Source organism: uncultured Phyllobacterium sp., from assembly GCF_902479695.1.
GTDB classification, from domain to species: Bacteria; Pseudomonadota; Alphaproteobacteria; order Rhizobiales; family Rhizobiaceae; genus Phyllobacterium; species Phyllobacterium calauticae.
In genome coordinates, this window is the sequence record NZ_CABSQF010000011.1 from 47137 (window position 1) to 64591 (window position 17455).

Consider the following 17455-nt stretch of genomic DNA (forward strand, 5'->3'; position numbering starts at 1 on the left):
CAAAACCTCCTCTCCATTGCCACCGGGCCGGAACGGCCCGGTCCCCGAACGATCAAGGACTGTTCATGAGCACGTTTGAGCCGCTCGTCTTTTCCGGTGTCCAGCCAACCGGTAATCTGCATCTCGGCAACTATCTGGGAGCGGTGCGGCGTTGGGTTGCCTTGCAGGAAAACAACAATTGCATCTACTGCGTGGTCGACCAGCACGCCATCACGCAGGCGGTTTCCGTCTGGGGCGGTCCGGCCGAGCTGCAGCGCAACACGCGCGAAGTAACCGCCGCGTTCCTCGCCGCCGGCATTGATGCCGAGAAGCATATTGTCTTCAACCAGAGCCGTGTGCGCCAGCATGCCGAGCTTGCCTGGGTGTTCAATTGCATCGCGCGCATGGGCTGGCTGAACCGCATGACCCAGTTCAAGGACAAGGCAGGCAAGGACCGCGAGAACGCCTCGGTCGGCCTCTTCGCCTACCCCAACCTGATGGCGGCCGATATTCTTGTCTACCGCGCCACCCATGTGCCGGTCGGCGAAGACCAGAAGCAGCATCTGGAGCTGACACGCGACATCGCCCAGAAATTCAACACGGACTTCTCCGATCGCATTGCGGAACTCGGCCTCGGCATCGAGACCCAGTCCGGCGATGAAACGATCCAGAGCTTTTTCCCGCTGACCGAACCGGTCATCGGCGGTCCGGCCGCGCGGGTGATGAGCCTGCGCGACGGCACGAAGAAGATGTCGAAATCCGATCCATCCGACCTGTCACGCATCAACCTGACCGATGACGAGGACACGATTTCGAAGAAGATCCGCAAGGCAAAGACGGATTCCGAGCCCTTGCCATCGGATATCGAGGGCCTGAACGATCGCCCGGAAGCCGACAATCTCGTCGGCATCTATGCCGCCCTGACCGATACGGACAAGGCGGGCGTCATCCGCGATTTCGGCGGCCAGCAGTTCTCGGTGTTCAAGCCGGCGCTGGCCGATCTGGCCGTGGCAAAGCTGGCGCCGATTGCCAGCGAGATGCGCCGTCTTTCCGCCGATACCGCCTATATCGATTCCGTGCTGAAAAATGGCGGCGAGCGTGCAGCTATATTGGCGGAGAAGACGATGCGCAATGTGCGTGATATTGTCGGATTCCTTCAGGATTAGGCTCAACAGTCAGGGCAGGTTGAACAGATGGTATCAAGACGTCTCAGCCGTGAAGCAGGGCACCGCCGCAAGTTCCTGGCGGTGATCGACGAAACGCCGGAATGCGAGCGGGCGGTTGCCTATGCTTCGCGCCGCGCCAAGACCACGAACGGCGTGCTGGTCCTGCTGTTTGTCATCGACTCCGCCGACTTCCAGCAGTTTCTGGGGGTCGAGCAGATCATGCGGGCGGAAGCCGAGGAACGGGCGCATTCGACGCTGAGCAAGTTTGCCGCTTCGGTGCGGGAAACCATCAACATCGAATCCGAGCTTGTGGTGCGTGAAGGCATTACCGCCGAACAGATCCAGAAGCTCATCGAGGAAGACCAGGATATCGCCATTCTGGTTCTGGCGGCCGGTTCCGGCAAGGATGGCCCCGGCCCGCTGGTTCAGACCCTGGCCGGGCGCGAATCCTTCTCGATTCCCGTCACCGTCGTGCCCTATAATCTCTCAAACGAGGATATTGACGCAATCACATGATTGCATCTTGAAACCGTGATACACTCTTGCCTTGAAGAGACTGGCCGAAAGGCCTATATGCCTTTGAACCGTTCTAAACTAGACACGCGAGATATCCGCCATGTTCATCCAGACCGAAGCAACGCCCAACCCGGCGACCTTGAAATTCCTGCCTGGCAAGGTTGTGCTTGAGGAAGGCACGGCAGATTTCCGCGATGCGGCAACCGCTTCGGAAGCCTCGCTGCTCGCCGCCAAGATTTTTGCCGTTCCCGGCGTGACGGGCGTGTTCTTCGGCTATGATTTCGTCACCGTCACCAAGGCCGAAGGCCCGGAATGGCAGCATCTGAAGCCGGCCATCCTCGGCGCGATCATGGAACACTTCATGTCCGGCGCTCCTGTCATGGCGAGCGCGACATCGGTCGCAGCCACAGCCCAGCTGGAAGGCGACGGCGAGTTTTTCGACACGGCCGACACCGAGATCGTCGACACGATCAAGGAACTGCTGGAGACCCGCGTGCGCCCTGCCGTTGCGCAGGATGGCGGCGATATCACTTTCCGCGGTTTCGAGAACGGCACGGTTTACCTGCACATGAAGGGCGCCTGCTCCGGCTGCCCGTCGTCTACAGCAACGTTGAAGCATGGCATCCAGAACCTCCTGAAGCACTTCGTGCCGGAAGTTCAGCAGGTCGAAGCGATCTAAAGCGCTTCCAGATATTGATAATGAAAAGGCCGCTTGATGCGGCCTTTTTGTTGCCAGCTCAATGGCTTTCATCGCCATGGATTGACAATATCCAGTCCGGAATCGGCAAAATCCTTTACATTTCGCGTCGCCAGCGTCGCGCCTCTGGATTGCACGATAGCCGCTATCTGCGCATCGAACTGGCTGATCGACTTACCTGCCCGGCGTCGTTCTGAAAAGATATCCGGGTAGACTGCTGCCGCTGAACCGTCGAATGGCAGAATGCGACCGGCGAAATCGTCACTGAACATGAGTCGCGCCATATCAACCAAAGCAGATTTGCGTTTTCCTTCCGAAAGCAGCGACAGGCCGTACAAAATTTCCGCCTGTGTGATTGTGGTGGTGAACAATGAAACCGCAGGCTGTTCCGCAAGCCATTGCACGACACGCGGATCCGGCTCCAGTTTCATCATTTCTGAAATGACGTTTGTATCGAGGACAATCATTCGCTGAAATCCACGGGATTGCGGGCCGCTTCCCGCGGTGCCATCGGCAGTTCAACCCCGCCCAACGCCTTGAACCGGTTGTGAATGGCATCGGCAAGATTGGCTGGCACAACCGATTCTTTCGACAATGCTGCGCGCAAAATATCGCGTGCCTCGTCCTCCATGGATTTTCCGTGCTGTGCGGCCCGAACACGCAGCCGCGTCTTCAACTGTTCATCCAGATTCCGGATCGTCATGCTGGCCATTGCCGCCTCCATCAATCAATGATGGTATATTAATCAATGACTGCAATGTATTCAATGATGATTGTTCTTGGTTGATCTCCTGAAAGCAAACAGCCCCGCAAGGCGGGGCTGCTGCGAAAACGCTTGCAAACAAACTGTCAGTTCACGGCGCCGGGTCCGGGTATGGCACCGGGCGGGCATTTGCCGAGGATGATCATGCCGAGCACCTCGTCCTCGGTGACATCCCCCACCTTGGCGGTGCCGACCACCTGGCCGTTTTTCATGACAGCCACCCGGTCCGCGAGATGAAAGACATCGTGGATGTCGTGGCTGATCAGGAATATGCCGATGCCTTCGCTCTTCAACTGCTTGATCAGTTCGCCCACCTGCGCGGTTTCCTGCGGGCCCAGCGCCGCCGTCGGCTCGTCCATGATCAGGATGCGGGCATTGAACAGGATCGCCCGGGCAATGGCGACGGACTGCCGCTGCCCGCCGGACAGGGCCTTGACCGGAGCCTTGAAGCGCTGGAAGCGCGGATTGAGCCGCCCCATCACCGCGCGCGCGCTGTGTTCCATGGCCACGTCATCGAGCGTGCCCCACGGCGTCATCAGTTCACGCCCGAGATAGAGATTGGCCGCCGTGTCGACATTGTCGGCCAGGGCCAGCGTCTGGTAGATCGTCTCGATGCCGTAGGCCTTGGCATCGCGCGGATTGCCGATCGAGGCTTCCTCGCCATTGACCTTGATCGTGCCGCTGTCGCGCTTGTAGGCACCGGACAGGATCTTGATCAGCGTCGATTTGCCGGCGCCGTTGTGGCCGAGCAGGGCCACCACTTCGCCCGGATAGAGATTGACGGACGCACCGTCGACCGCGCGGATACCGCCGAATGCGATCGAGATATTGTCCATGTCGATGAGAGGTGTCTGTGCAGTGCTCATGATCTTTCCTCCCTCACGCGGTACGGCGGCGATAGATGGTGTCGAGCCAGACGGCGATCACCAGAACGATACCGACAACAATGTTCTGCAGCGGCGTATCGAGGCCGAGAAGCACCATGCCCGAGCTCAGCGACTGCATGAGCAGCGCGCCGATCATCGCACCGGCGATGGTGCCGACGCCGCCGGCCAGCGACGTTCCGCCAATCACGGCGGCGGCAATGGTCAGAAGCTCGTCGAGCGTGCCCTGGGCATTGGTTGCCGCGTTGAGGCGCGCGGTCGAGATCGCACCGGCGATGGCGCAGAGAATGCCCATGATGATGAAGATCTTCATGGTGACCCAGCGCGTGTTGATACCGGCCAGATCGGCAGCTTCGGGATTGCCGCCCATGGCGAAGACATAGCGGCCGAAGCGCGTGCGCGTGGTCACGAATGTCATGATGATCCCGGTTGCCACGGCAATCAGCACCGGTATGGCAATACCATGCGAGATGAACAGGCCGCCGTCGGGAATGGTGATGTTGTTGGCATCGGCATATTTGCGCACGATGCCGATGGGCCAGTAATAGGCATTGGCAATCGAGACGGCCCCGAGCACCAGACCGCAACTGATGGCAGCCATGAACACTTCGGCCCAGACGGGACGGCGCGGAAAATTGAACCGCTGGCGCTGCCGGCGGCTGTTGGCCACCATGATCACGATGGCGACGCAGGCGGCGATGCCGAGAATCCAGCTCCACATGGAGCCGATGGAGCCTTCCGGACCGCCGCCCATCAGGCGGAAGGTCGAGTCCATCGGTGCGACCGTACGGCCCGATGTGACCCACCAGGCTGCACCGCGCCAGACGAGCAGGCCGCCGAGCGTCACGATGAAGGCAGGAACCCCGAGGAAGGCGATGATGAAGCCCTGAAAGCCGCCGATGACGGCACCGGCGACAATGCCAATGCCAAGCGTGATGATCCAGGTGGCGGGATGTTCGAAGCCGATGAGTTTCGGCAGCATTTCCGTCTGCATGACGCCCATGATCATGCCGATGAAACCCAGCAGCGAACCGACCGACAGGTCGATATTGCGCGTCACGATGATCAGCACCATGCCGGTCGCCATCACGGCAACGGATGACGTCTGCACGGAAAGATTCCACAGGTTGCGCGGTGTAAGGAACTGGCCGCCGGAGAGAACCTGGAAAGCAATCCAGATGACAACCAGCGCACCGATCATACCCAGAAGCCGGGTATCAAGTTCGGTGGCTTTGAAGAAGCGGGCGGTAAGGCCAAGTTCGGAGGCGCGGGCCCGGTCAATACTGACTGCCGGATCACTCATTTGTCTCTCCCCAGTTTCAGGTTCTTTTTAAAACGCCGCCGATCCAGTGGACCAGCGGCGCTCAATATTAGCAGATTATTCAGGACTTACTTGCAGGCTGCGACCGAACCGGCCTTGACGCCCTGGCAGACAACATCCTTCTTCACCCAACCCGCGTCGATAATGACGTTGAGGTTGTCCTTGGTGATCGGAACGGGCGTCAGGAACACGGCATTGACTTCAACCTTGTTCGCACCGCCGGCAAACTTCTGCACATGCGGAATGTCGCCCATCTTCTTGCCGTCGGCGAGTGCCGCGGCAATACCGGCTGCTTCCTTGCCCAGCTCACGCGAGTCTTTCCAGACCGAAACGGTCTGGGTGCCGAGCGCAATGCGGTTCAGGGCGGCGAAATCCGCATCCTGACCGGACACGGGCACCGTACCGGCAAGCCCCTGGGCCTGCAGGGCAGCGATGGCACCGCCGGCAGTGCCGTCATTGGCCGCAACGACAGCGTCGATCTTGTTGTCGTTCTTGGTCAGGAACTGTTCCATGTTCTTCTGCGCATTGGCCGGCAGCCAGCCGTCCGTATAGGCTTCGCCGACATTCTTGATCTTGCCGGACGCGATGGCGTCCTTCAAAACTTCCTGTGCGCCGGAGAAGAGGAAATCGGCGTTCGGATCGGCCGAGCTGCCCTTGATGAAGGCGTAATTGCCTTCCGGCTTCACAGCCAGGACACCGCGTGCCTGCATGCGGCCGACTTCCTTGTTGTCGAAGGTGATGTAGAACGCATCCTTGTTTTCGATCAGGCGATCATAACCGACGACCGGAATACCTTCAGCGACCGCCTTTTCAACAGCTGGTCCGATTGCGCTCGAATCCTGCGCAAGAATGATCAGGGCATTGGCGCCCTGGGCGATCAGGCTTTCAACGTCGGTGAGCTGCTTGGAAGCGGAAGACTGGGCATCGGCCGAAATATACTTGTCGCCATTGGCTTCAAGCGCTTTCTTGATGGCAGCTTCATCTGTCTTCCAGCGCTCTTCCTGAAAGTTGGACCAGGACACGCCAATGATCTTGTCTTTCGCCAGCGCAGGGCCGGCCAAAGAAACGGCAAGAGCAACACCCGCCAGAGCGGTTGCGTATTTTTTCATGATAATCCTCCCAGTGCACATGGCACGTTGATCCCGTCGGATGTCAGGCCTTTCACCTCCGGCCAGTCACCCAAACCTCTTTATTTCGAGGCTCGAAAAAAATAGTGACTTAATTTCATTTCCATGTCAACATAGAATCTGATCTGCTAAGCTATTGCGTTGCAACAATATTTTTGCATCGCATCAAAAAAAGATTTCGGGAGGAGATCGTTCGTTGGTAGATGAGATAGCCCGGCCGGACGATGTCCGGCGTCAGAATCGCAGGCTCGTCCTGGCCGCATTGCGCGGCCATGATCTCCTCTCGCGCACCGATATCGTGGCCCAGACCGGCCTCAGCGCATCGACGGTTTCAGCCATCACCACGGCCCTCATCGCCGAAGGCATTGTCAATGAAAGCCGCGACGGCGATGTCACGGCCAATCGCCGCGGCCGCCCGCAGGTGGCACTGACGCTCAACCCGGAAATCGCGACGATCGCCACGGTTGAACTGGCGCTCAACCTCGCCCACACCGTGCTGTTCGACTACAAGGGACAGGTGATCGCGCAGGAAATCCGCCGTATCCCGACGCTCGATGCGAGCGCCGGCGACCTGACCCGGGCGATCTGCGAAATGCTTGACGGCCTGCTCGCTGCCATGCCGGGCAGCGCGGGCCGGCTCATGCATATCTCCATGGGCGTGCAGGGTGTCACCGATGCCGCCAGCGCGACCATGCTCTGGTCGCCGATCACGCCCGACATCAATGTGGCTTTCGGCGAAATCCTTTCCGCGCGCTACGGCGTCAGCGTTGCGGTTGCCAATGATTGCAGCATGATTGCCGAGGCGCTGCGCTGGACCGATCCGGAACATTACGCCGAAGACTTTGCCGCCATCCTCCTGTCGCACGGCATCGGCATGGGCCTTTATCTCAAGGGCAAGCCGTTTCTCGGCGTCCAGTCTTCCGGTGCCGAATTCGGCCATATGCTGCATGTCCCCAACGGCGCGCTGTGCCGCTGCGGCCGCCACGGCTGCATCGAGGCCTATGCCAGTGATTATGCCATCCTGCGCCGGACAGCGGGCGAGGACGAACAGGCCCAGCCGGCCCAGGATGTCGATGCCGCTTCCTTCAATGCCGTGGCCGATCGTGCCCGCAGCCGCGACGGTGCGGAGCGGGCGGCATTCCGCAAGGCGGGACAGGCCATCGGCTCCGGCCTGCGCAGTCTTTTCTCGCTGATCGATCCCGTGCCCATCGCACTTGTCGGGCCCGGCGCCGGTGTCTTCGACCTCATCGAGGCGGACCTGCGGGAAATCGTATCCGGCACGACCGGCTGGGGCGGCAAGCCTGACCTGACCATCCGCTGCTATCCCGACGAGCATCCGCTCATCCTGCAGGGCTGCATGATGACGTCCCTGCTGCATCTCGATACCCAGCTTTTCGCCCCCGGCGATCTGCGTGAAGCACCGCTGCGGCGGGCGATCTAGCCTCCACATTTCAAAGGATCCTCCATGTATCTCGGTCTCGATTTAGGCACATCCGGCGTCAAGGCGCTGTTGATTGACGACAGGCAATCCGTCATTGGCTCCGGCACAGGAACACTGGATGTTTCACGGCCGCATTCCGGTTGGTCCGAGCAGGACCCCGCACACTGGATACGCGCAACGGAAGATGCCATTGCCGCGCTGAAGGCCAGCCACCCCAAAGAATTGGCTGCTGTGAAAGGCATCGGCCTGTCCGGCCAGATGCACGGCGCAACGCTGCTTGACGGCAACGACAGCGTGCTCCGGCCCTGCATGCTGTGGAACGACACGCGCAGCCATGCGGAAGCAGCCGAACTCGACGGCAACCCGATCTTTCGCGCGCTCAGCGGCAACATTGTTTTTCCCGGCTTTACCGCACCGAAAGTGATGTGGGTGAAGAACAACGAGCCGGAGATTTTCGCAAAACTGCGGCGGGTGTTGCTGCCGAAGGATTATCTGCGGCTCTGGCTGACCGGCGAACACGTCTCCGAAATGTCCGATGCGGCGGGAACCTCCTGGCTCGATGTCGGCAAACGCGCCTGGTCGGACGAGTTGCTCGGTGCATCCGGACTCGACAGGAGCCACATGCCATCCCTCGTCGAGGGAACCGAGGTTTCCGGCACGCTGAAAGCCAGTCTGGCCACGCGTTGGGGCATGGGCAACGGGGTGGTTGTTGCCGGCGGCGCCGGGGACAATGCCGCTTCCGCCTGCGGCATGGGCACCGTGGCTGAAGGCCATGCCTTCGTCTCGCTCGGTACATCCGGCGTGCTGTTTGCCGCCAACAATGCCTATCTGCCCAACCCGGCCAGTGCCGTTCACACTTTCTGCCATGCCATCCCCGACACGTGGCACCAGATGGGCGTGATCCTCTCCGCCACCGATGCGCTCAACTGGTATGCCGGCATCACCGCGCGCAAGCCGGCGGAACTGACCGACGAATTGGGTGACAATTTACGAGCCCCTTCCGGCGTGACCTTCCTGCCCTATCTCTCCGGGGAACGCACCCCGCACAACGATTCCGCCATCCGCGGCTCGTTCCAGGGGTTGGAACATGCCAGCGACCGGGCGAGCCTGACACAGGCTGTCCTCGAGGGCGTCGCCTTTGCCTTCCGCGATTGCCTGCATGCGCTTGCCAGTGCGGGCACCAGGCTTGACCGGGTGACCGCCGTCGGCGGCGGTTCGCGGTCCGCCTACTGGCTGAAAACCATTGCCACGGCGCTCGACATTCCCGTCGACGTGCCTGCCGACGGGGATTTCGGCGCAGCCTTCGGTGCCGCAAGGCTTGGCCTCATCGCAGCGGAAAAGGCCGATCCGCGTGCCATCTGCACACAGCCCGCAACGGAAAAGACCATCGAGCCCGACAAGGGGCTCACCGCCGATTTCGACATCGCCTACCGGCGCTACCACAACCTCTATCCAGCATTAAAGGGAGTTCAATCATGAGCAGCGGATTTTTTGGTGACATCAAACCAGTCAAATATGAGGGGCCGGACAGCACCAATCCGCTTGCCTATCGTTTTTATAATCCCGAAGAGCTGATCAATGGCAAGCGCATGGAAGACCATCTGCGCTTTGCGGTCGCCTACTGGCATTCCTTCACCTGGCCGGGCGGCGATCCCTTCGGCGGCCAGACCTTCGAACGTCCCTGGTTCAATGACACGATGCAGGGTGCGAAGCTGAAAGCCGACGTGGCTTTCGAGATGTTCTCGCTGCTGGGCGCACCGTATTTCTGCTTCCACGACGCCGACGTCCGTCCGGAAGGCGAGACTCTCACCGAAAGCAACAAGCGCCTCTACGAGATTGCAGATTATTTCGCAGGCAAGATGGAAAAGACCGGCACCAAGCTGCTCTGGGGCACCGCCAATCTTTTCTCCAACCGGCGCTACATGGCCGGTGCCGCCACCAACCCCGATCCCGATGTCTTCGCCTATGCGGCAGCGACGGTGAAAACCTGTATCGACGTCACGCAGAAGCTGAAGGGCGAGAACTACGTGCTCTGGGGCGGCCGCGAAGGCTACGAGACCCTGCTCAACACCGACATGAAGCGCGAACTCGACCAGATGGGCCGGTTCCTCAGCCTCGTCGTCGACTACAAGCACAAGATCGGCTTCAAGGGCGCGATCCTCATCGAGCCGAAGCCGCAGGAGCCGACCAAGCATCAGTACGACTACGATGCGGCGACAGTCTATGGCTTCCTCAAGCGCTTTGGTCTGGAGAACGAGGTCAAGGTCAATCTCGAACAGGGCCACGCCATTCTTGCCGGCCACTCCTTCGAACATGAACTGGCAACCGCTGCGGCGCTCGGGATTTTCGGTTCTATCGACATGAACCGCAATGATTACCAGTCGGGCTGGGATACGGATCAGTTCCCCAACAACGTGCCCGAGGTGGCGCTGGCCTATTATGAAATCCTCAAAGCCGGCGGCTTCACCACGGGCGGCACCAATTTCGACTCCAAACTGCGCCGCCAGTCGCTCGATCCGCAGGACCTGCTGATCGCGCATATCGGCGGCATGGATACCTGCGCCCGCGGCCTCAAGGCAGCGGCGAAGATGGTTGAGGACAAGGCCCTCACCGGGTTTGTCGAGGAGCGCTATGCGGGCTGGGCCAAGCCTGACGCGCAGGCCATGCTGTCGGGCAAGCTGTCGCTCGAGGATATCGCCAAGCATGTCGAGGACAAGAAAATCCAGCCGCAGCCGCGCTCCGGCCGCCAGGAATATCTGGAGAACGTGGTCAACCGCTACGTTTGAGGGAGTGTTTTTACTCCCCTTCAAGCATCAGACGTGCTGGCCGCCATTGATGTGGATTTCCGATCCGGTCACATAGGACGATGCCTCGGAGCACAGGAAATAGATCGTCTCGGCAACCTCAGCGGTCTTGCCGAGACGGCGCAGCGGCAGCTGTTCCACCAGCTTGTCGGTGCCCGGCGACAGGATCGCCGTATCGATCTCGCCCGGCGCGATCGCGTTGACGCGAATGCCGTGCGGGCCGAAATCCGAGGCCATTTCCCGCGTCAGGGATGCCAGCGCAGCCTTCGATGTCGCATAGGCCGTTCCGGCAAAGGGATGCACGCGGCTTCCGGCGATGGAGGTGACGTTGACAATCGAACCCTTGCCCGCTTCCAGCTCCTTGAACAGGCCGCGCGCCAGCATGATGGGTGCGAAGAAATTCACCTGAAACACGGTCGACCATGTGTGCATGGGGGTCTCGATCGAATCCAGCCGGTCACCGCCCGGATTCTTGGGCGAGATACCGGCATTGTTGATCAGGGCATGCAGCTTGCCGCCTTCGATCTCCAGCCTCTGGCGAATTTCCAGGACGGCATGATCCACATCGGCGGGATCGGCGAGATCCACCTTGATATGATCGTCGGGACCGGCAGGCCAGGGACAATCATCGGAAAAATCCTGCCGCGAGCAGGTGATGACGCGCCAGCCGGCGCGGGAAAACCGCTTGACCGTGGCGTGGCCGATGCCACGGCTTGCGCCAGTCAAGACGAGGACTTTGCGTGCTTCATCGCTGCTCATGGGAAAACTCCGTTTGCATGAGCCATAGAGCAAGCGCCGCCCAAAGGGAACTGTGCACGCCGGTATTTTGACGTGTGCCTGCGAACAAACATCGCGAAGTTCAGGAAAAACTCGACGTCTTCAAAAACTCGGCCAGGCGCTCGCTCTGCGGCTTGTGGAACATGTCGCGCGGGTTGCCTTCCTCGCCGATAAGCCCCTGGTTCATGAAGATCACCCGGTTGGAGACCTCGTAGGCAAAGCGCATCTCGTGGGTGACAAGCAGCATGCTCATGCCGTCCTGCGCCAGTGTCTTGATCACCTGCAGCACCTCGTTCACCAGTTCCGGATCGAGTGCCGAGGTGACTTCATCGAACAGCATCAACCGGGGATTCATGGCAATGGCGCGGGCGATGGCGACACGCTGCTGCTGGCCGCCGGACAATTGCCCGGGAAAATGATCAGCACGGGCGAGCAGGCCGACACGATCCAGCCATTTCAGCGCAATGGTGCGCGCCTCGTCCCTGTCCAGCTTCTTCACCTTGACCAGGCCAAGCATGACATTGTGCACGGCACTCATATGCGGGAACAGGTTGAACTGCTGGAAAGCCATGCCGGTCAGGGCGCGCTGGCGGGCGATTTCCTTCTCCTTCTTGCGCCGGCGCTGGCCGCCGACCATCTCATAGCCGATCTCCTGACCGTCTATGCTGATCGACCCGCCCTGGAATTCTTCCAGCATGTTGATGCAGCGCAGCATGGTGGTCTTGCCGGAGCCGCTCGACCCGATGATGCTGACGACATCGCCCTGCTTCATGCTGCAGTCGACGCCTTTGAGGACTTCCACCTCGCCATAGCTCTTGTGCAGGTTGCGGATTTCAAGAAGATTGTCTGGCATCCCGGAATCCCCTTAGGACGGAACCGCCATCTTGCGTTCGACGTAGCGGCCGAAACGTTCGATGGCATAGTTGATGACGAAATACAGGAAGCCGGCGAAGAAATAGAATTCGAGGCTCATGAAGGTTCTGGAAATCAGTTCCTGCGTGCGCAGCAGCAATTCGGCCACGCCGATAATCGACAAGAGGGTCGATGCCTTGACCATTTCAGCGGCGGTGTTGACCCAGGCTGGCAGCACCTGGCGCAGCGCCTGCGGACCGAGCACATAGGCGAAGGTCTGCGGAAAGGTCAGGCCGATGGCCTTGGCGGCTTCCGTCTGCCCCTTAGGTATGGATTGCAGCGCGCCCCGGACAATCTCCCCCACATGCGAACTGCAGAACACGGCGAGCGCGAGAATGCCTGCCTGGAACGGCCCGAGGTCGAGGCCGATGGTGCCGAGCACGTAATAGCTGGCGAGAACCAGCACGAGGACCGGTGTGCCGCGGATGAAATCCGTGTAGCCGCGCACGATCCAGCGCAGCGGTGCCCTGGCATAGGTCAGCGCCAGACCAACACCAACCCCGAGCACCGTGCCGCAGCAGATCGCCAGCAGCGAAATCGACAGGGTGACGCCGATACCCTTGAGGATCGGCCAGCGCGCCAGCCAGAGAACATCCGCGAAATGAACAATATCCATCACATCACCTCGGCAAGGCCAGACGGCGTTCGACGATGCGCATCAGTGCGGCCAGGATCGAACAGGTAAAGACATAGAGGCAGCTTGCCACCATCCATGTCTCGATGACGCGAAAGGTTTCGACATTGATCTTGCGCGTTTCGAACGTCAGTTCCGGCACGGCGATGGCCGCGGCCAGCGAGGTGTCCTTGAACAGCGAGATGATCGTGCTGCCGAGCGACGGCAGGATATTGCGAAACATCAGCGGCGCGATGATCGACGTGCGTATCTGCATTTCCGTCAGGCCGATGGCGAGGCCGGCCTCGCGCAGGCCGGCGGGGATCGACAGCAGTCCGGCGCGAAACACCTCCGCCAGATAGGCACCGGAATAGAGGGCGAGCGTGAAGACGAAGCTTTCGATCTTGCCCAGGCGCAAACCCCACTGGGGCAGCGCGAAATAGGTGAACAGCACGAGCACGAGGATCGGCGTGTTGCGGATGATGGAGACGTAGACCCCGGCCGGACGCTTTATCAGGCCGTTTTTGGATATCAGACCAAAAGCCGTGCACAACCCGATGACGGCGCCGATGAGGATGGAGCCGAAGGCCAGGGCAAGGCTGAGCGCCAGCCCCAACAGCAGGTCATCGAAGCTGCGCCAGACGGCAGCAAAATTCAGCGTATAGCCCATGAACAACGTCCCCGTTATCGCAAGACAAGGAGAAACGGCTCCAGACGACCCTGGAGCCGTCGGTTGACTACTTGTATTCGACGGGGAAGCCGATCTGCGGCGGCGTCAGGTCCTTGCCGAACCAGGTCTTGAACGATTTCGCATAGGTATCGAACTCGACACCGGTCATCGCCTCATGCAGCGCCGTGTTGACGAAGTTCAGCCAATCCTGATCGCCGCGCTTGACACCGCAGGCATAGGTCTGCGGATTCCAGCCGTAGCCGGCATCCTTGTAGCGATCCTTGTTCTGGGTCATGTACCAGGCAAGCGACGACTGATCCGTGGCGACCGCATCGGCACGGCCGGATTCCAGCGCCTGGTAGATCAGATCGACCGATTCATACTGGTCGACCTTGGCGCCAGGCAGGGCCGCATGCACCATCGATTCGGCATAGACATTCTGCAGCACCGAGATTGTTACCGAAGAACCCGCCGCCTTGAGCGCGGCGTAGTCGGCATACTTGCTGTCAGCCTTCAGCATCAGCCCGACACCTTCCCGGTAGTACGGTATGGTGAAGGCGATCTGCTGTGCCCTCTCCCCGGTGACCGTCATGAACTGGCAGGTGATATCCACCTTGTTCGTGGTGATATTGGGAATGCGGGCATCGGAAGACTGGTTGACGAACTCGACCTTGCTGGGATCGCTGAACAGCGCCTTGGCGATGATATGACCCATGTCGATATCGAAGCCCTGCAGCGTGTCGTCAGCACCCTTGAAGTGCCATGGCGCATTGGTGCTGCCGGTGCCGACAACCAGATGGCCGCGGGCCAGCACCTCATCGAGCCTGCTCTTGTTGTCCTGCGCGAAAGCCTGATTGAACGGCAATGCGAGCAGCGCGGCCACAGCGACCGTCGCGTAAAATACTTTAGACATTTTTCGTTCCCCTATCCGTCAAGCGAATATTATGTTTTAATCCATTACTATGGAATAGAATATCTAATAATGGATTTTTATAATACGAGGACAAGAGTCGCGACTTGTCAAGCGACATTTGGAATCGCCGCGTCAGGGGGGGTTCAGAAGCTGTATGGGAGCGTAGGGAAGCACGGACCGGACGGCTTGCCGGTCAGTTGCCCATGATCAGGTCGAAGAGCGTGGTCTTGCGCGGCTTCTGGCCATTGCCGCCCACGCCGACCGGCGGCGTTGGATGGGTCGATCCGGTTTGATCGTCCAGCCCCACCGGCGGAACCGGCCCGCCCGGATTGAGCTGGGCCGATGGCACACCTTCGGCAGCCGGAACATCCGCGCCGGGCAAGGCATCGTTGCCGTCGATGACGGTTTCATTGACGCGGTAATTGCCGGGAAGCTCAGCCACGGGCACGCCCTTGTGCGCGGCAACCATGAATTCCTTCCAGGCCAGCGCGGGCAGTGCGCCGCCGGTGACCTTCTTGGTCGGCTTGCCGTCATCATTGCCGAACCACACGCCCGTGGTCAGGTTCGAGGTGTAGCCGATGAACCAGGCATCGCGGAAATTCTGGCTGGTGCCGGTCTTGCCCGCAGCGGGCCAGCCGAATTTGGCTTTGGTCGCCGTGCCGCTTTCGACGGTCTGGCGCAGCATGGCATTCATCATGCCGACATTGCGCTCGCTGATCACCCGCTCCTGCTTGGGATTCTTGAATTCATACAGCACCTTGCCCTCATGCGTGGTGACGCGGCGGACCAGATGGACGGGCGCCTTGTAGCCGTCATTGGCAAAGGGCACGAAGGAATCGGTGAGTTCGAGCAGCGTGACTTCCGAGGTCCCAAGCGCCAGTGAGGCATTGGCGTTGAGGGTCGAAACGATGCCCAGGCGATGCGCCGTATCGACAACGGTGCTGGGGCCGACTTCCATGACCAATTGGGCGGATACCGAATTGAGCGACCGGGCCAGCGCCTCCGCCAGCGTCACCTTGCCGAAATATTTGCCGTTGTAGTTGCCGGGCGTCCAGTTGCCGATCCGGATGGGCGCATCGTTGCGCACCGATTCCGGCGTGCGCCCCTGCTCCAATGCGGAGAGATACACGAAAGGCTTGAAGGTCGAGCCGGGCTGGCGCTTGGCTTCGCTGGCGCGGTCGAACTGGCTGTTGGCATAGTCATAGCCGCCCACCAGCGCCCGCACCGCACCGGTGCCATCGATGGAGACCAGCGCGCCCTGCGAAACATTGAGCCGGTCGCCGTTCTTCTGGATCAGATCGCGGATCGAGGCTTCTCCCAGCTTCTGCAGGCCGAGATCGACGGTGGTGTCGACAACCACATCCGCACGGACATCGCCGATAAGCTCGGGCAATTCCTCCATCACCCGGTCGGCGACATAATGCTCGGAGCCGCTCCAATAGGCCGCCGCGCGGGTCGCCGGCTGCTTCATGGCAACGGTCAGTTCCTTGTCACCGATCATGCCCTGGTCGCGCATGGCCGCCAGCACCAGCTGGGAACGCTCGACGGCGGCTTTCGGATCGCGCGCCGGCGACAGGCGCGAAGGCGCCTTGAGCAGGCCGGCAATGACAGCCGCTTCCGACAGGTTGACGTCGTGCGCCGATTTGTTGAAGTAGCGCCGCGAGGCCGCGGCCACGCCATAGGAACCCGAACCGAGATAAACCCGGTTCAGATACATCTCCAGAATCTGGTCCTTGGAGTATTTGTGCTCCAGCCAGAGGGCGAGCAGGACTTCCTGAACCTTGCGCTCCAGCGTGCGGTCGGGCGTCAGGAACAGGTTCTTCGCCAGCTGCTGCGTGATGGTCGAACCGCCCTGCACCAGGCGCCCCGAGATCACATTGGTCGCCATGGCGCGGACGAAGCCGACGGGATCGACACCAAAATGCGAATAGAAGCGGCGGTCTTCGATCGCCACCACCGCCTGCGGCAGGTAGGGCGACATCTGGTGCAGGCCAATCGCCTCGCCGCCGGTGGCGCCGCGATTGGCTATAAGGTCGCCTTCGACCGAAACAATCTTCACGTTGGGCGGGCGGTCGGGGATCGTCCAGGTGGTGGTCTGCGGCATCTTGGCGGCGAAATAGATCACCGTGCCCGCGACGGCGATACCGCCCCAGATGCACAGGACAAACGACCAGTAGATGGTGCGGCGGATGAGCCCCAGGAAACCGCCACCCTGCCGGCGGCTGGAGCGGCCGCGCCCTGACTTGGCGGGTTTGCGCGATGAGGTCCGGCGCTTCTGGCTTCGCACGGGTCTGTCCTCCGGGTCGGCGCGCATGTCATCGTCATCGGAACGGCGGTCCGAACTGAACCCCGGCTCGATGCGCTGCCTGCCCTTGTCACGTGGTGCCATTGACTGAAATACCCGCCCCAATCGGTGCCGCAAAATCCTTCGCGACGCGTTGCAGGGTAAATGCGGCGATTTAAGGTGCGGTTAAATTCGGCCGATGGCATCAAACTGAGCATGCGTGAAGGCGAACAGTTCGGTTCGCGCTTGAGAAATCCGCGCCGGACCGTTAGCTTCCCGCTCATTAGGAATGGAGTGGAAAATGCGATTTGTGGTCCTTGCCTGCGCTGCGATCATCCTCGGCGGTTGCGGTGGCGGTGCCATTGCCAGACTGAATCCCTCGCCCGAATCCGAAGCACAGTATCGCCTCGGCGGCTGCCAGCTGCGCGGTCACGGGACGTGCAAGGAGCCGCTCGACGCGACCGGCGCGCCCACCCCGGCGGGTGCCGCCGTCAACTGAAACCGCGTTCAGGCCGCCGCAGCGCCGCTGTCGTTTTCTGTCAAATCTTGGCGCGCGAAAAGATTATTATTCTTGCGCCCTTGAAAATT

General features: G+C 60.6%; 18 protein-coding genes. 7 read left to right on the forward strand and 11 right to left on the reverse strand.

The genetic code is table 11. From position 1 onward, the window contains the following. The first annotated feature begins 65 nt into the window (after nt 1-65). The 3 genes from trpS (at nt 66) to RDL77_RS09000 (ending at nt 2340) form a co-directional block, all read left to right on the forward strand. A complete protein-coding gene (trpS, locus tag RDL77_RS08990) occupies nt 66-1145 on the forward strand; it encodes a tryptophan--tRNA ligase (RefSeq protein WP_223612263.1) in 1080 nt (359 codons plus the stop codon). 27 nt (nt 1146-1172) lie between these two features. Continuing rightward, nucleotides 1173-1661, forward strand: coding sequence for a universal stress protein (locus RDL77_RS08995; protein WP_223612264.1), 489 nt, complete (start codon nt 1173-1175; stop codon nt 1659-1661). Between the two features lie 100 nt (nt 1662-1761). After that, nucleotides 1762-2340 carry a NifU family protein gene (locus RDL77_RS09000; protein WP_223612265.1) on the forward strand — a complete coding sequence of 193 codons (579 nt, stop codon included), beginning with the start codon at nt 1762-1764 and terminating at the stop codon, nt 2338-2340. A 68-nt stretch (nt 2341-2408) separates the two neighbouring features. Here the strand turns inward: RDL77_RS09000 and RDL77_RS09005 are convergent, their stop codons facing one another. The 5 genes from RDL77_RS09005 to xylF form a co-directional block, all read right to left on the reverse strand. Beyond that, a complete protein-coding gene (locus RDL77_RS09005; protein WP_288192581.1) occupies nt 2409-2825 on the reverse strand; it encodes a type II toxin-antitoxin system VapC family toxin in 417 nt (138 codons plus the stop codon). After that, on the reverse strand, nt 2822-3070 hold the full coding sequence (locus tag RDL77_RS09010; RefSeq protein ID WP_288192582.1) for a plasmid stabilization protein: 249 nt from the start codon (nt 3068-3070) through the stop codon (nt 2822-2824). The genes RDL77_RS09005 and RDL77_RS09010 overlap by 4 nt, the downstream gene beginning before the upstream one ends. 137 nt (nt 3071-3207) lie before the next feature. Next, nucleotides 3208-3987, reverse strand: coding sequence for an ATP-binding cassette domain-containing protein (locus RDL77_RS09015; protein ID WP_288192583.1), 780 nt, complete (start codon nt 3985-3987; stop codon nt 3208-3210). A gap of 13 nt (nt 3988-4000) precedes the next feature. Further along, nucleotides 4001-5308, reverse strand: coding sequence for a sugar ABC transporter permease (locus tag RDL77_RS09020; RefSeq protein WP_223612267.1), 1308 nt, complete (start codon nt 5306-5308; stop codon nt 4001-4003). Between the two features lie 86 nt (nt 5309-5394). Beyond that, a complete protein-coding gene (xylF, locus tag RDL77_RS09025) occupies nt 5395-6435 on the reverse strand; it encodes a D-xylose ABC transporter substrate-binding protein (RefSeq protein ID WP_223612268.1) in 1041 nt (346 codons plus the stop codon). A gap of 214 nt (nt 6436-6649) precedes the next feature. On the opposite strand from xylF, the gene RDL77_RS09030 reads away from it, so the two are divergent. From RDL77_RS09030 to xylA, 3 genes are read left to right on the forward strand one after another with little or no spacing between them, the layout of a single operon-like run. Beyond that, complete coding sequence (locus tag RDL77_RS09030; RefSeq protein ID WP_223612269.1) at nt 6650-7894, forward strand: ROK family transcriptional regulator; 1245 nt, start codon at nt 6650-6652, stop codon at nt 7892-7894. A 24-nt stretch (nt 7895-7918) separates the two neighbouring features. Then, nucleotides 7919-9373, forward strand: coding sequence for a xylulokinase (gene xylB, locus RDL77_RS09035; RefSeq protein ID WP_288192584.1), 1455 nt, complete (start codon nt 7919-7921; stop codon nt 9371-9373). Continuing rightward, nucleotides 9370-10680, forward strand: a complete 1311-nt coding sequence (gene xylA, locus RDL77_RS09040) for a xylose isomerase (protein WP_288192585.1) — start codon at nt 9370-9372, stop codon at nt 10678-10680. Before xylB ends, xylA begins: the two co-directional genes overlap by 4 nt. 27 nt (nt 10681-10707) lie before the next feature. On the opposite strand, the gene RDL77_RS09045 is transcribed toward xylA, so the two are convergent. The 6 genes from RDL77_RS09045 to RDL77_RS09070 all read right to left on the reverse strand — a co-directional run bounded on the left by RDL77_RS09045 (nt 10708) and on the right by RDL77_RS09070 (nt 16972). Next, nucleotides 10708-11457 (reverse strand): SDR family NAD(P)-dependent oxidoreductase, encoded by a 750-nt coding sequence (locus tag RDL77_RS09045; protein WP_130268458.1) that lies wholly within the window; start codon nt 11455-11457, stop codon nt 10708-10710. Between the two features lie 100 nt (nt 11458-11557). Further along, entirely contained in the window at nt 11558-12328 is a 771-nt protein-coding gene (locus RDL77_RS09050) for an amino acid ABC transporter ATP-binding protein (RefSeq protein WP_223612272.1), read from the reverse strand. Nucleotides 12329-12340: 12 nt separating this feature from the next. After that, nucleotides 12341-13003, reverse strand: coding sequence for an amino acid ABC transporter permease (locus RDL77_RS09055; RefSeq protein ID WP_223612273.1), 663 nt, complete (start codon nt 13001-13003; stop codon nt 12341-12343). 4 nt (nt 13004-13007) lie between these two features. Next, nucleotides 13008-13670, reverse strand: a complete 663-nt coding sequence (locus tag RDL77_RS09060) for an amino acid ABC transporter permease (protein ID WP_223612274.1) — start codon at nt 13668-13670, stop codon at nt 13008-13010. A 67-nt stretch (nt 13671-13737) separates the two neighbouring features. After that, nucleotides 13738-14583, reverse strand: a complete 846-nt coding sequence (locus RDL77_RS09065; RefSeq protein ID WP_288192586.1) for a transporter substrate-binding domain-containing protein — start codon at nt 14581-14583, stop codon at nt 13738-13740. Nucleotides 14584-14776: 193 nt separating this feature from the next. Then, the gene (locus RDL77_RS09070; protein ID WP_288192587.1) at nt 14777-16972 is read right to left on the reverse strand and encodes a transglycosylase domain-containing protein; all 2196 of its coding nucleotides are present in this window, start codon (nt 16970-16972) and stop codon (nt 14777-14779) included. A gap of 196 nt (nt 16973-17168) precedes the next feature. On the opposite strand from RDL77_RS09070, the gene RDL77_RS09075 reads away from it, so the two are divergent. Continuing rightward, nucleotides 17169-17366, forward strand: coding sequence for a hypothetical protein (locus RDL77_RS09075; RefSeq protein ID WP_223612277.1), 198 nt, complete (start codon nt 17169-17171; stop codon nt 17364-17366). The last annotated feature ends 89 nt before the right edge of the window (nt 17367-17455 follow it).